Source organism: Bradyrhizobium sp. USDA 4486 (assembly GCF_054057995.1).
This window is the reverse complement of the sequence record NZ_JBSRZV010000001.1, coordinates 4,915,071-4,929,103: the sequence shown is the minus strand read 5'-3', so window position 1 is coordinate 4,929,103 and position 14,033 is coordinate 4,915,071. Positions and strand designations below refer to the sequence as shown.

The following is a 14,033-nucleotide window of genomic DNA, read 5'->3' as shown; positions in this document are numbered from 1 at the left end:
CCTTCAGTGCGCATCGTGGCTATCGGGGCTGTTGCTGGTTCGGAGTAGTTGTGGCGGATTGCCCGGGCCGTGCCTGGGGCCGAGGCGGATCGCTGAGCGCAAGTGCAGTGCTCGCTGAACAAATGTCAAACAGGGGGGGCTCATGTCAAACGAGAGCAAGCCAATGCTGGCGCGACACTCCAAGCCCTCTCGGCGTATCAAGAAGCCCGCTGACGAGCTTGCCGAATGGCAGACAAGGGTCGATGTTGTGGCCGATCATCGCCGCGCCGTCATGCAAGACTTCAGCCAGGGTATCTTTAAACACTTCACCGTGGCGGCACCGGGCAAGTCTGATAATTTGCTTGTGATCCCTTTTGGTCTTCATTGGTCGGAGCTCACCGCAAGCTCGCTCGTGGAAGTGAGCGATGATGGCGACGCACTAAGCGGACATGGCGATTTTGAACGCAGTGCGCTCGCCATTCATCAATCTCAACGCGCGCGCCCTCTTCCGTACTCACATGCCTTATGCCAGCGCGCTCCCCCGCCTCAAAGAAAGGCGTCCAGCCAATCGGCCAGCCAGCGACACCGAGGAAGGCGAGCAACTCGCCCGGATCCTGGGCGACAAGTCGCTGCTTTTCGTAGTCAAATCACGGCATGCTGGTTACCAATGAGACGGTCGCCGAGGCCTGTGATCGGCTCTATTATCTAGAGCGCGCTTGTCAAGCGCAGCTCTACGAGATGCAGAATCGAGAGCTTCGCCATGGCGCCCCAGCGGTGGTCGACACCATAACGCAATCAGGCAGGCAGTTGGAACTATATTTACTGCAAGCCAGCACCAGATCGCAAAGTTTGCGAACTTCACTTCGATGCGCTGGAAGCGAATGCTTGGTCGCCGGAGCGGGCCAGGTTATTGGAACTGAGATCGCAGCCGGCTCTTGCACACCTCTCCCACCATGCACCACCTTTCTTAAACCGGGCGCTTCGACTTATTGATTTCGACGCGCCATAGATCCGGAGTGACAATATGTTTGGCGACGAAAAGAGAAAAAGCAGTGACCTCGTCACCTTCACCGAAATGACGGAGGGCACCCGGAAGGACTGGGAGATTATTATGAGGGAGATCGAGCGCTATGGTGCGGGGTTATCAGAGCGCATCCTTGCGCATTTGAGATTACTGAGAGGAGAGCCTTTGGGTTTCAGGGTCGATCAGCTCGAGCATGCTCTTCAAACGGCAACTCGCGCTTTTCGAGATGGGCGCGACGAGGAATACGTTGTTTGCGCGTTGCTTCACGACATCGGAGACTCGCTAGCGACGTACAATCACGCTGACTTTGCAGCAACAATTCTCAAGCCATTCGTATCTGAGCGCAATCACTGGATGATTCAGCACCATGGAATCTTCCAAGGTTACTATTATTTTGATTTTGTGGACCGCGACAGAAACATGCGCGAACGTTTCCGCGGTCATTCTCATTTTGATTACACAGCGCAGTTCTGCGAGTATTACGACCAGAATTCGTTCGACCCAGGTTATGCATCTATGCCTCTTGAGGCATTTGAGCCGATGGTTCGGAATGTCTTCAAGGAAATGAAGAATCCTACCTTTCCGAGAAAGACACAAGGTTAGCGGCTCGCCGGACGTGGGAGCCGGCGCGCACTGGAGCCGGATGAAGTGCGTGAGAGGCTCGCGCTCGAGTTCGGGCCTGAGAAATTAAAGCTCATACCTGAGAGATCAAAGCTCATGTCTAAGAGGTCAGAGTTTTTGCCTGAGAGGCGACCGCGGGCGGTTGGACTGCTGGGAGGGGGCGTCATCGGTGCTGGGTGGGCCGCACGCTTTATACTTAATGGAGTGGACGTGCAGCTGTATGACCCGGCGCGCGGAGCTGTCGAGAGCGTGCACGAGACGCTGGCCAGTGCGCGGCGGGCCTACCGGAGGCTTACGCTGGTGCCGCTCCCAGCCGAGGGGGCGCTGACGGTGGCGAACTCGGTTGCGGACGCCGTGCGCGGCGCGGAGCTTGTGCAGGAGTCAGCGTCGGAGCGCCTGGAGCTTAAGCAGCAGCTGCTCGCCCAGGCTAGCTTGGCGGCGGCGCCGGAAACCCTGATCTGTTCCTCGACCTCTGGGTTTCAACCGTCGCTGCTACAGGCGGGGGTGGACCACCCCGAGCGCCTGCTCATCGCGCATCCGTTCAACCCCGTGTACCTGTTACCGTTAGTTGAACTGTGCGCGGGACGGAGCACGGCCCCCGAGATGTTGGCTCGTGCGGCGGCGATTTATCGGATGGTGGGGATGCACCCGCTCGTGGTGCGCAAAGAGGTGGACGGGTTCGTTGCAAATCGGTTGCAGGAGGCGCTGTGGCGCGAGGCGCTGTGGTTGGTGCACGACGATGTGGCTACAGTGGAGGAGGTTGATGATGCGGTCCGGTACTCCTTCGGACTGCGACGCGCGGTTGTGGGTCCCTTCCGCGTCGGTGGCGGCGGCAGTGCCATGCGCAACTACCTGGAGAAATGGAAACCCGAGCTGACCTCGCCATGGACGAAGCTCACCGACGCACCTAAGTACACTGATGCCTTCTTGGATAAACTCGCCGAGCAGTCGGATATACGGGCCGAGAAGCTGACCGCCACTGAGCTCGTGGAGAAGCGCGACAATGGCCTTGTGGCCGTGCTGCGGGGCCTACGCTCAGAACAATACGGCGCGGGCGAGACCCTCGCACGCTGGGAACAGGGACTGCGCGATCGCATTCCCCAGCTCAGCAACGCTGCCGGCCCGCTGCGGATACCCTCGGTGATGATACCATCGGATTGGATCGACAACAATGGGCGCCTCAATGAGAGCCGCTATCTTGAGCTCTGCAGCATGGGCACCAACGGCCTGCTCAGTCGGATCGGCATCGACGGTGCGTACCGCTCGAGATACGGCTCTTACTACGCGCTCGAGACGCACTTAACCCATGTCCGCGAACTATATGCCGGCGATCGTGTGCAGGTGCTCACACAGGTCCTCGGCGCTGACCGCAAACGCCTGCATATCTTCCATATGCTAACAAACGAGGGCGATGAGGGGCCAGCGGCCACATGCGAGCAGATGCTGAATCACGTCGATACAGTCAGCGGGCATAGTGGACCAGCGCCAGAGACAATATACGACCGCGTCCTGAAGCTGGCGCGCTTGCACGCGGAGCTGCCCCATCCACAGCGTGCCGGCGCGAGCATCGGGCTAAGCTGAAACTTTCCGTGTTTCTCGTTGCGGGCACCTCGGCTGGGGGGGGCGGTGTCGTCGCGCCGGCCGGTAGCTCACTTTCGATATCTAAGGTTCCTAGACAGCTTGCGATTTGCGACGTCATTAAGATCTGCAAGCGTGGTGCTGTACAAAAAAGAAGAGCATATGCGAGCGCGTGCTCATCTGCAGACCAGGCAGAGCCCGCACACCCTCGATCTCGAACCAGAGGCGACACGACTCGTTACGACCAAGTGTATGCTACTGCGTTGCGTCAGTTGGATCGGGCAGAGAAGCCGCAGTTGGAACTGATTACCTACCGGCGGAAACCCTGTACACGTGAACACAACCGCGGCGATTTCCGGATGCGCTGCGCGGAGCCGCGCAAGGCAGACATTGACATCTTTCTCGATATCAGCGACGCCGGTCGGTATTGGCGGACGCGTGTTCGCGTTTTTCCACAACTTGCCGCCTTCGATGCCCCTGATGACGACCTTCACTCGCTCGGCTGGATCACTGATCCCAAGCAGATAATCAACTGCTTGGAGTCGGATGTCACTACCGCGAGCTTACCGGTGGAGGGGCGGGCGAACATAACCACGGGGTCCATCCATAACACGTGCGATTGCACGGTCCGCCGCCTGACAGGGCTGCCCGTCTACGACATCCAACTCCGGAACCAGGATGAGACTTGACATCACGACAGGGACATTCACCGATGCGGCCACCGGCCGCTTGATACCTTGCGTTCGAAACACAAACCCCTTCAACTCCGACCAGGTTGGTCGCTCAATCAACATAGGAGTCTTTGTGTCTCAGAAAAATCATTGTCACCTGCGCGATCACCGGCGGGGGGACTGCGGTCCTAGCGAAGCATCCAGGCATTCCCAAGACGCCCTCAGAAATTGCGGAAGCCGCACTGGATGCTGCAAAAGCGGGCGCTGCGATCGTTCACATTCACGTCCGTGATCCAGATACGGGAGCTCCGTCGAATCAATTCGATCTCTATGAACAGGTTGTAAAGAAACTCCGAGACGCGGCGACTGATGTCATCATCAACTTGACGTGTGGCATGGACGGCGAACTTGTCCTCGATTCCGTTGATCCGATAAAAATCGGCGAAAGCACCACGCTCAAGAATCCTATGAGGCGCTGTTTCCACGCCATTAAACTTCAACCAGAACTTGGTACCTTGGACTGCGCTATGATGGCGTTTGGGGAGCGGATTTTTGTAGCACGCAAGTCTGATTTGCGAGAAATGGCGCTTCTTTTGCGGGAGGCTGGCGTCAAGCCAGAGCTTGAATGCTTCGATTTAGGCCACATTGAAACCGCCAAGAAGCTTATATTGGGAGGGGCAATTGATAGTCCTCCTATTTTCCAGTTCTGCCTCGGCACTGGCTATGGTGCTCCTGCCGCTCCAGCGGTCCTGCAGGTAATGCGCGAGCTTCTGCCTTTAGGAGCCATCTGGGGTGGATTCGCATGTGGTGCCAATGAAATGCCCATGGTCGGACAGCTAGCGGCATTGGGCGGGAATGTGCGGGTCGGATTGGAAGATAATATTTATCTTCGACGTGGCGTGCTAGCATCTAACGCCCAACTCGTCGACAATGCGGTTGGGATTATCGAGCGCACGGGCGCCAACGTCGCCACACCGGCCGAAGCCCGCGCAATTCTCGGCGTTGTAAAGCGCGGATAAGAACTAATCGCCAGCATCGGTCAGCCGTACTGGTCTCTCTGCCCTGAGCTTGGTCGCAACAGGTTCGATCTGAGCTTTTATGCTAGTTGGCACGTTCGCCTGGAGGGTAGGCTTTCCAGGACTTGCCGACGGCGGTGCCAAGTCAGACAGTCCGCCACGGGAAGCCTCGCTTCTTTACGAATCACGTCCGACGCAACCGGGAGCGCGGTACACTCACTTACAAGCGCAGGGTACTAGGCTCCCGTTTTAGGAGCGCACGCACGGCGGTTAGGATATCAACGATCAGAACAACGAGCGAACCAAGCGGCACTAGCAAAAGACTTGAGAAAGCAACCGGGACGGAAACGGCGGCCAGCACGTCGGCCTGGAGTGCGTATTTCGCAAAAACGGGACAGTGGTTTCGCTAACTGACGGACAGCAGTTTCGCTAAATCGCGGACAGCGTGGCGGCGCTGGCTTTTGGTTGCCTGGTTGTTGAAGTCAGTTGGTATTCGTTTCGCTGTTTTCGACGTCGGTCAAGGGGCGCGCGGCTTTTTTCCTTCGCATGCTGTCGCCTTCGAGAGCGATGCGGTGGGAGTTGTGGATGATCCGGTCGAGGATAGCGTCTGCGATGGTCGGCTCGCCGATCATGTCGTGCCATTGCGCAACGGGCAGCTGGGCGGTAATCAAGGTCGATTTGCGCCTATAGCGCTCTTCGAAGATTTCGAGGAGATCAAGGCGCTGCTGATCATTGAGGGTGTGGGTGCCCCAGTCGTCGAGGATGAGCAACTGGACCCGTGCGAGCTTGTCGATGAGGCGCGGGAAGCGACCATCGAGACGGGCCATGGCGAGGTCTTCGAACAGGCGCGGCATACGCAAATAAAGGACGGAATGATCGAGCCTGGCCGCCTGGCGTCCGAAGGCGCACGCCAGCCAGGTTTTACCAGTCCCGGTCAGGCCGGTGATGATGAAGTTCTCATGGGCTTTCAGCCAAGCGCCTTGCGCCAGTTGCAGGGTGTTGCGCCGGTCAAGGCCGCGGCGGGACGCGAAGTCGACGTCTTCGATACAGGCGTCGACGAAGCGCAGCTTGGCTGCGGCGAGGCGATTGGTCAGGCGCCGGTCGGCACGCATGGCGGCTTCACGATCGAGCATCAGGCCGAGCCACTCATCCCGGCTGAGATCGGCGGCATTGTCCTGTTCGGCTAGTTGCCTGTAAGCGGCCGCCATTCCGGCAAGGCCGAGCGCCTGCATCTGCTCGAGGGTCGGGTGGGTCAGCATCGCGATGTTCCTTTCCTTCATTGATAATAGCCCCCACCACGGATGTTGGTGTGCGAGGGGGTGGCTTTGACGGGTGCGGCAGCAGGGCTCGCGCGGTCGAGCCCGGATTTGAGGATCGCGCTCACCGAGGAGTAGCTGATCGCGTTGATGACGAGTGCCCGCTCGCAGGCCGCTTCGAGCCGATCGCGCTCGTAGCGCCGTGCCAGGGCGATGATCCCCATGGCGGAGCGATAACCCTGCTCGGGATGCGGGCGCTCACGCATCATCCGCTCGACCAGAGTGGCGGTGTTGACGCCGATCCGCGCCGCCATCTTGATCAAGCTCGCCGGCGTCATATTGGCGTAACGCTGATGGGCCTTGGGCATGTGCTCGTTCACGGTGACATGGCCGCCGCGCTGAGAGCGGCGCACATGGCTGGCGACACGCGTGTGATCCTGGAAGATCTCGACGGCTCGATAGGTGAGCCGGATGTCCACCCGACGGCCGATCAGCCGGTGCGGCACTGAGTAAAAGGTCTTGTCGACTTCGACGTGATAATCGGGATGGACCTTCGCCGTTTTCCATTCGGCGTATTCGAACGGTTCGCTCGGCAGCGGCGTCAACGCAGCGCGCTCGATCTCCTCGAACAGCTGCCGGCGGGATTTGCCGATATGGCGCATCGGCCGATGGTTCAGCTCCTCCAGCAAACCGCCGATCGCAGTATTGAGATCGGTCAGGTTGAAGAACCGCCGATGGCGCAGCCGTGCCAGAATCCAGCGCTCAACAATCAGCACCGCGCCTTCAACCTTGCCCTTGTCGCGGGGCTTGCGGCTGCGGGTCGGCAAAATCGTCGTGTCGTAGTGCTCGGCCATGGCGGCAAAGGTTTGGTTGAGCGTCGGCTCGAACCACAACGCCTTGACGACCCCGGCCTTCAGATTGTCGCAGACGATCGCCTTGGGAACTCCGCCGAAGTACGACAAGGCTCGGGTCTGGCCTTCGATCCAATCTGGCAGTCGCTGACCGAAGCTTCCCATAGCGAAGGTCAGCGACGAGGCCCCGAGCACCGCGACAAATATCTGCGCCTGACGGATCTCGCCGGTTTGCGGGTCGATCACCTCCACCGTCGGACCGGCATAGTCGGTCTGCATAACTGCACCCGCCGCGTGGCGATGACGGAAGGTCGGGTTCGCCCGGCGCCGATAGACGTCAAACTTCTCGCAGAACCACGTGTAACCATAGCCCTCGGGATGCGCCGTCCGGTATTCCTGCCACAGCAGCGTCAGTGTCACGCCCTTGCGCTTGAGCTCCTGCGCGACCCGCGGCCACTCAGGCTCACTCAAGTCCTGCGGAGGCCGCCCGACCCGCCGGAACAGAGCCCGCTGCAACGCCGCCTCGCTCGCGTAAATCGGCGGTAACGGCCAGCTTAAGCCCGCCTCGCGTGCCCGCAGCAGGTAGGTGGCAACCGAGCTCTTGCTGATCTGCAGCCGTTCCGAGATCTCCCGAACCGACAGGTCCTGCTCGTACGTCAGCCTCAGGATCGATCGTAGGTCCTTCACAGTGGTTCGTTTCGCTTGCTTCCGTCTCGGCATTGCCCCTCTCAAACTCAGCTTGAGAGAGAACATTGCCTGAACGGCGCTCCCGAAAACCAACCTCCCGCAACTGTCCGCGATTTAGCGGAATTCCTGTCCCGAAATTACTGAAATCGCTGTCCGCGAATTACCGAAATCGGTGTCCGGAAATTGCCGAAACACGCACCTGGAGAAGGCCCGCGAATTCGCAATTCTCAATAGCGCGTCTACTCCTTACTTTTAAGTTCGCGGGTGCAAGAGACGCGTCTGCTCGCAAGAAACCTATCGCCGGTTAGTGATTCTTTGGACCGTCACGCCATCAGAAGACCGGTATGCATCGCTCGTTCTCGAGTGAACTGCTCCCTGTTTTGACCGGACACCGGCGTGTCGCGCGGCAATCAGGATGGACTTCCTACCCAGATTGCCGCGCTACACCGGCGTTAGCCGGAGGAGCTAGGCATAGTCCTAGGCATACGCCTATGTCCGAGACGTTTTCGAAGGTGGAAGTCATCACCGGCGTTGCCCGCCGGCGACGGTTTACGACGGAGCAGAAGCTCTTGGTCGTCAATGAGACGCTGCAACCGGGCATGTCGATCAGCTATGTTGCCCGTCGCCATGGGCTCTCCCCGAGCCTGGTCTTCCGATGGAGAAGGCTGATGAGCGAAGGGGGCAAGGAAGCGGTTCGGGCAGATGAGGATGTGGTCGCCGCATCCGAGGTCCGGCGGTTGGAGGAACGGGTTAGAGACCTCGAACGCCTGCTGGGCCGCAAGACCATGGAGGTCGAGATCCTCAAGGAGGCTCTTGATCTTGCACGGGTAAAAAAAACCGACCTTGCTGTCGCGATCGCAAGCGCCGTAGGATACCCCGTGAAACGGATCGCAGAGACCCTCGGGGTGGCCCGCTCCAACCTGGTTGAGCGAGTTGATGGCAAGCGTCCGAAGCGCGGGCCCCAGATCCGCGCCGGGGATGTGGAGCTCACGTCTGATATCCGGCGCCTGGTGGACGCCCGTCCGAGCTGTGGCTACCGGCGGATCGCCGCGCTCCTCAAGCGCGCGCGGCGATCCGCCGGCCACGATCCCGTCAACGCCAAGCGCGTCTACCGGCTGATGAAGAAGGGCGGCTTGTTGCTGGCCCGGCATACAGGGCGCCGCATCCCGCGGGCCCATGATGGAACGATCATGACAAGCCACTCCAACGTGCGTTGGTGTTCGGACGCGCTGGAGTTCACCTGCTGGAATGGCGAGATCGTACGGGTTGCCTTTGCCCTGGACAGCCATGACCGCGAGGTCATCAGCTGGGTGGCGACAACGGCCGGGATCTCCGGCGAGATGATCCGGGACATGATGGTCCACTGTGTCGAACGGCGGTTCGGTGACATGCGCGCTCCACGCAAGGTGCAATGGCTGAGCGACAATGGCTCGATCTTCGCCGCCTATCGCACCCTTGAGATTGCCGCGGCCTTGAACCTCGAGCCTTGCTTCACGCCGGTCGAAAGCCCCGAGAGCAACGGCATGGCCGAGGCGTTCGTGAAGACCTTCAAGCGCGACTATGTTCGCGTCAACCCGATCCCCGACGCGCGCACCGCGCTGCTGCGGATCGACCACTGGATGGAGGATTACAACTCAGAACACCCGCATTCCCGGCTGGGCTACCGCTCACCGCGGGAGTACATTGCATCTCTCAAACCAGCCGAGTGTCCGGTCTAACGGGGTCCATCGAGTTCCAAAACTCCAGCGTTTTCTCGATCATTAGCCTAGCCTCGTTTAAAGCAGATGTGCTCGCCCGCGATTTGCGCGCGGAGCCTTAGCGAACCGGGGCGGCTTCGTTGGCGCGAATCATCGTCGGCCACTTACCTTCGTCCGTGAGCCGATGAACCAGTTCTAGAACCAGCGCGCGCACGGCAGCTACGGCGGCCGATGCTTCGTCCCTTGGATTTGTTACCAGGGCGACAGGGCGAACAATCGAGGGCTCGACAATGCGAACCATGCGGACCTGACGAAGTGCAGCCTCGCGCTGGACGGCCGAGGGCGTGAGGATCGAATAGGCTTTTCCATCCATCACGATGTTGATGATCGTGGAGAGCGAGTCGACCTCAAAGTGAACGTTCAACGTACAGCCTTTTTGGAGGACGACGTCGGCCACCGAACGCCGTAAATTGTTGACACGCATTGGAACAACCAATGGATATCTGTGAAGATCGACCAGACGGACGGTATCCTCGAAGGGTGGCTTGGTCGGCGGTGCGACAAGGTAGAGCTCCTCGCGTGTCAAGAGCGTGCATCCGCTGGACGAGGCGCCGTTTTTGTAGACGACGGCGAGGTTTAAGCGTCCGGCGGCCAGCCACTCGTCAATCAAGCCGCTCATCCCTTCAACGATTTGGAGAGAGACGTTAGGGAGCCGTTCCTTGGCGGCGACCAACAGCTCAGCAACGATGACCCGCGCTGCTCCGGATGGGATGCCAATCGTGACCTCGCCGCACGGCTGTCTTACCCGGCTAGTTAGTTCCACTTCGGCGAGGCTCACCTGCGCAAGAATCGTTCGCGCGTGCTCCACGAGCCTCATGCCTGAAGAGGTTGGCTTAACACCAGTCCGATCGCGGACCACGAGTTGCGTTCTGAAGCCCTCTTCCAATTGCCTCACATGGAGGCTTAAGGCGCTTTGCGCGACGTTGAGTTGCGCCGCCGCCTTGGTGAAGCTTCCTGCCTCCACTACCCCAACAAAGTATTTGAGCTGTCTCAGATCCACGAATCCGCTACCTTCAAAAAGCGGCGATGAGCCTGCTCGAAGAGTCGGCGACAGCACCCCGAACACTTCGTGTGCGGCCCATCTCGAACGAGGCTAGGCGCTTCCGGCGCAGAAAATATGCGTTAGTGATGTTATTTGCGCATAAATGCAGCGTTTTTTGCCGACACATTTATTTTTTTCCGCGCCAAATCCGGCGCGAGCGGCTGCGCTCCCTAGGTGGAAAACGTGAAGAGGCTTCAGCGTCTATCTGCCACACGATAATTCCCCGTCTGATCACGTCCGACATTTCAGGATTTCGCGACGACGACGCTTTGTCGCATCTAAAGGCATACGGTCTGATTGTCCGGGCGCAGGTGGGTCTCTGTTCAATCACCGCGACGGCCGACGGGCGGGCCCGGGTCGGCGTGTCTAGCTGGGACATCTCGGGAGGGATGACCGCTCTCCATAGAATCTTGCAAGCGCTTCTTCACAGGGAGTGCAGCGGTCAGGGCGCCGCGATCCACCTATCGCTGGTCGACGCACTCGCCGATTGGATGAACCTTCCGGTGCTTCAGAACGACTACCGCGACTATAGCACGGAGCGCGCCGGTGTGAACCATGCATCGCTTGCAATATGGCGCGTACCGGCGTCGCGACGGCGTGCTCGTCGTCGTCTCGGTCTAGAGTGATCGCGAGTGGGCAGATCTTGTCAAGGCGTTCTTAGACTACCCGACTTCGTCCGGCGGCCTGGCTTTGCCAACAACATGGATCGCTCGGCCAACCGTGCCCCGCGAAGTCATAACCGTGCGCTCTACAGAGATGCCGACGGAGGAAGCCGTGCGTGTCCTTGAGACGGCTGGCCTTGCTTACGATCGCCTCAACGAGATCGGCAGCGTTTCGGTTCAGGCGCAATTAAGGTTCGCGTACCGGTGGCGACGCCCAGGACAGATCGAAATCATCGCCCAGGGGCTATCGTCAATAGCGACCGGACACCGCGCCTTGGGGCCTGTCCGCTAAAGGCGAACACACGACTTCCCTCTGACAAAAGTTCGGAGCGCATCCGCGACAGCGTGGTGCCGGTCGCCGCTAAAAACGGTCGCTCGGTTGGCGGCCGGTTCTGCGTCCTGCAAGGGCTTATCCGCCGGTGCCAGATAGACCGGCAATGGCTTGGCGGTGAACCTGACGGCTGCGCCAGATGATCATTTCGCGCCAATCCGGCGACCGCGGGTCGTAGTGCTCGCGAAGGTTTAAGCGGATTTGTTTCGCGATCCTGGGATCTGTATCCGGATTTTGCGCGAGCCAGTGGTCCTCGCGAAGGACACGCCGTCCGTTTTCCGGATCGAAAGTGCCGAACTCAAGTGCCACGTAGGTGTGCTTCTCGCCCAGAAGCCGCTGCCAGAACTCGTCGATCGAGCCCGATATCGGGATTGAAGAAGACGTTCCAATATCGGGCGACGTTACAGATCGACCGAAGATAACGAGAGCCCTTTCATAACCGGACATGCCTGACGGTTGCTCCGTCTGTAGTTCGCCATAACCGAAAGGACCGAGCCCGGTATGGGCGTCGACGATGATCACTTTATCGCGGGATTTGAGATCGAAGGTCTGGGCAATCTTTTCCAATGTCAAACGCGAGTGGCTCGGGGCCCTCCCGCCGAAGAAGACACCTTTGGGATGACGATACTGGCCGGACTTACGTGCGATTTGAAAAGCGGTTTCTCCATGCTTCTCCCGGAACGCGCGGATCGCTTGTTCCGCGGCCTCGAAGACCGGGCCATTCAGCTCCTTGGGTACGAGATAATCCGCAAGTTCATCGTAGCCCGGATTTTCCGGCGCGCTTATGGCAAAGTCGACGAAGTTACGATTAAGGTCGCAGCCCTCCTCGGTGACGCGCCGGTCCCACGCAAAACCGTAGGGATTGAGCGCATGGATAAGGAGCATAGCCGTGTCCGGCGGCAAGCAGTCTGCGCTGCAGCGCCTCATCCAGTCGATTTGGCCTGCCGAGCCGCAATAGCCCTCGACGCCATGAGTTGCGGAAATGAGCACGCCGACCCGGCTTGCATCCGGATCGCCAAACCACGCGACATCTGTAAACAAGGGTTCCCCGGAAGGCCCACGCGCTGGAGTTTCATAAGTTATAGCCGACTTCGCGAGCGCCAGAAACTTGGCTCGCGCCTCCGCGTAGGTTTCGGAGAAACAATCAACGCCGTCCTGAGTTGCGTCGCACATCGCTTAATCCTTCACGACCAGTTCACGCGGCGTTTCAGTAAGCGCCAAATAGCCGCTTTCTGTCACGACAAAGGATTGCGTGATCGTAATGCCGGTGTCGTCCATCCACAGGCCGGCCATCAGATGGAATGCCGCTCCCGGCACCAGGATAGTGCGGTCCCCTCTGCGGATACTGGAGGTGCGCTCGCCCCAGGTCGGGGTGTAGCCAATGCCAATCGAGTAACCGAGGCGGGTTTCTTTTTCGATGCCAAAGGTACTCATCACCTTGTGCCACGCCAGCTCGATTTGCTCGGAGGCGATACCCGGACGCACGACATCGAGCGATGCGTTGAGGCCGTCGATTACTTGCAATGCTAGTTCTCGGTAGGTTTGCGGGGGCTTACCGAAGTAGATCGTCCGGCTCATCGGCGCATGGTACCGCAGCCGGCAGCCGGAAATTTCGATGTTCGCCACCGAATTCGGATCGATCGGTCGTTCCGTGAAGATGGGATGAGCCTCACGTGCCCGTACGCCGAAGCCCATATGCGGCGGGCTCGTGGCCGGCACACCGCCGAATTCTTTGGTGCCGGTCATTTGTGCGTGATAGATGGCCGCAGCCACATCGCATTCCCGTACGCCGGGCGCAGCGACCTCGATGGCGCGCGCCATCATGCGCTCGGTTATCTGACCCGCCTGACGCATGAAAGCGATTTCTCGCTCGCTCTTCACGAAGCGTACCCAGTTCACGAGGAGTTCGGCATCCTTAAACCGAACGTTCGGCATCGCCTTGATGAACTCGGCGTGGTCCCGCGCCGTGTAGTAGTAAGCCCCCATTTCGACGCCGATGGTTTTGACACCGGGCGACTCTTTTAGGATCAGGTCGCCGATGAACTGAGATGCGTGACGATCGGGCGCCTGCACGTAAATGTCGGGATACGGCACAATGCGATCTGCGGGCAGATAGGTCGTGACATGGGCCGAGCGAGCGTCAACCAGCCGCCCCGTCCAAATCGGCAGCTCGACGTCTTGAAATACGAGGAGCGCTTGAACTGTATAAAATGACCACGCGTCATACCCGCTAAGATAGTAGATATTCGCGGGCTCGGTTAAGACCAGAACGTCGATCCCTTGCGATTGCATGCGTTCTTTGACGCGCCGCAAACGGGATTGATACTCTGCTTCAGGAAAATGAAGGATACGGATCGCTTCTTCGGATTTATTCGCGGGCATGCAGGCACCTTCGCAGGCTTGGATTAGGAGCGGCTTGGAAAGCATTCATCGCCCGCGGTGTATTGGCGCAAGCGCGCTGGAAAACTACGGTTCGGGCCGATGATTGTCCAATATAGTTCCTTGAATTGGCCATCTCGTTCCTAGATTTGCTCTTCGCCACATAACCCGTCGTGCAT

The 14,033-nt window shown here is 59.3% G+C and carries 14 protein-coding genes; 8 read left to right on the top strand and 6 right to left on the bottom strand.

The annotated features are described in order from the left end of the window. Positions 1 to 145: 145 nt before the first annotated feature. Positions 146 to 364, bottom strand: a complete 219-nt coding sequence (locus ACVWY3_RS23580; protein WP_456843583.1) for a hypothetical protein — start codon at positions 362 to 364, stop codon at positions 146 to 148. Here ACVWY3_RS23580 and ACVWY3_RS23575 point away from each other — a divergent pair. From ACVWY3_RS23575 to ACVWY3_RS23550, 6 genes are all read left to right on the top strand, one after another. Next, positions 272 to 688: a class II aldolase/adducin family protein gene (locus ACVWY3_RS23575; RefSeq protein ID WP_456843438.1), complete on the top strand. Its 417-nt coding sequence runs from the start codon at positions 272 to 274 to the stop codon at positions 686 to 688. The two genes, ACVWY3_RS23580 and ACVWY3_RS23575, sit on opposite strands and share 93 nt — an antisense overlap. Next, positions 634 to 972: a hypothetical protein gene (locus tag ACVWY3_RS23570; RefSeq protein WP_456840613.1), complete on the top strand. Its 339-nt coding sequence runs from the start codon at positions 634 to 636 to the stop codon at positions 970 to 972. Before ACVWY3_RS23575 ends, ACVWY3_RS23570 begins: the two co-directional genes overlap by 55 nt. Before the next feature lie 31 nt (positions 973 to 1,003). Next, a complete protein-coding gene (locus tag ACVWY3_RS23565; RefSeq protein WP_456840612.1) occupies positions 1,004 to 1,606 on the top strand; it encodes an HD domain-containing protein in 603 nt (200 codons plus the stop codon). Positions 1,607 to 1,720: 114 nt separating this feature from the next. After that, positions 1,721 to 3,205, top strand: coding sequence for a 3-hydroxyacyl-CoA dehydrogenase NAD-binding domain-containing protein (locus ACVWY3_RS23560; protein ID WP_456843437.1), 1,485 nt, complete (start codon positions 1,721 to 1,723; stop codon positions 3,203 to 3,205). 293 nt (positions 3,206 to 3,498) lie between these two features. Then, entirely contained in the window at positions 3,499 to 3,891 is a 393-nt protein-coding gene (locus ACVWY3_RS23555; RefSeq protein WP_456840611.1) for a hypothetical protein, read from the top strand. 113 nt (positions 3,892 to 4,004) lie between these two features. Then, positions 4,005 to 4,892: a 3-keto-5-aminohexanoate cleavage protein gene (locus tag ACVWY3_RS23550; protein ID WP_456840610.1), complete on the top strand. Its 888-nt coding sequence runs from the start codon at positions 4,005 to 4,007 to the stop codon at positions 4,890 to 4,892. A gap of 479 nt (positions 4,893 to 5,371) precedes the next feature. Here the strand turns inward: ACVWY3_RS23550 and istB are convergent, their stop codons facing one another. Together istB and istA are read right to left on the bottom strand one after the other, a co-directional pair. Beyond that, positions 5,372 to 6,148 carry an IS21-like element helper ATPase IstB gene (gene istB, locus ACVWY3_RS23545; RefSeq protein ID WP_069279867.1) on the bottom strand — a complete coding sequence of 259 codons (777 nt, stop codon included), beginning with the start codon at positions 6,146 to 6,148 and terminating at the stop codon, positions 5,372 to 5,374. A gap of 17 nt (positions 6,149 to 6,165) precedes the next feature. Continuing rightward, positions 6,166 to 7,716 (bottom strand): IS21 family transposase, encoded by a 1,551-nt coding sequence (istA, locus tag ACVWY3_RS23540; RefSeq protein WP_456840609.1) that lies wholly within the window; start codon positions 7,714 to 7,716, stop codon positions 6,166 to 6,168. 458 nt (positions 7,717 to 8,174) lie between these two features. On the opposite strand from istA, the gene ACVWY3_RS23535 reads away from it, so the two are divergent. Beyond that, positions 8,175 to 9,401 (top strand): IS3 family transposase, encoded by a 1,227-nt coding sequence (locus ACVWY3_RS23535; RefSeq protein ID WP_456840608.1) that lies wholly within the window; start codon positions 8,175 to 8,177, stop codon positions 9,399 to 9,401. Between the two features lie 97 nt (positions 9,402 to 9,498). Here ACVWY3_RS23535 and ACVWY3_RS23530 read toward each other — a convergent pair whose 3' ends face one another. Beyond that, on the bottom strand, positions 9,499 to 10,440 hold the full coding sequence (locus ACVWY3_RS23530; protein WP_456840607.1) for a LysR family transcriptional regulator: 942 nt from the start codon (positions 10,438 to 10,440) through the stop codon (positions 9,499 to 9,501). 26 nt (positions 10,441 to 10,466) lie between these two features. Between ACVWY3_RS23530 and ACVWY3_RS23525 the strand changes: the two genes are divergently transcribed. Continuing rightward, on the top strand, positions 10,467 to 11,108 hold the full coding sequence (locus ACVWY3_RS23525; protein ID WP_456840606.1) for a CoA transferase: 642 nt from the start codon (positions 10,467 to 10,469) through the stop codon (positions 11,106 to 11,108). Between the two features lie 445 nt (positions 11,109 to 11,553). Here ACVWY3_RS23525 and ACVWY3_RS23520 read toward each other — a convergent pair whose 3' ends face one another. Together ACVWY3_RS23520 and ACVWY3_RS23515 are read right to left on the bottom strand one after the other, a co-directional pair. Beyond that, a complete protein-coding gene (locus ACVWY3_RS23520; RefSeq protein ID WP_456840605.1) occupies positions 11,554 to 12,648 on the bottom strand; it encodes a M14 family metallopeptidase in 1,095 nt (364 codons plus the stop codon). 3 nt (positions 12,649 to 12,651) lie between these two features. Continuing rightward, complete coding sequence (locus ACVWY3_RS23515) at positions 12,652 to 13,857, bottom strand: M24 family metallopeptidase (protein ID WP_456840604.1); 1,206 nt, start codon at positions 13,855 to 13,857, stop codon at positions 12,652 to 12,654. Between the last annotated feature and the right edge of the window lie 176 nt (positions 13,858 to 14,033).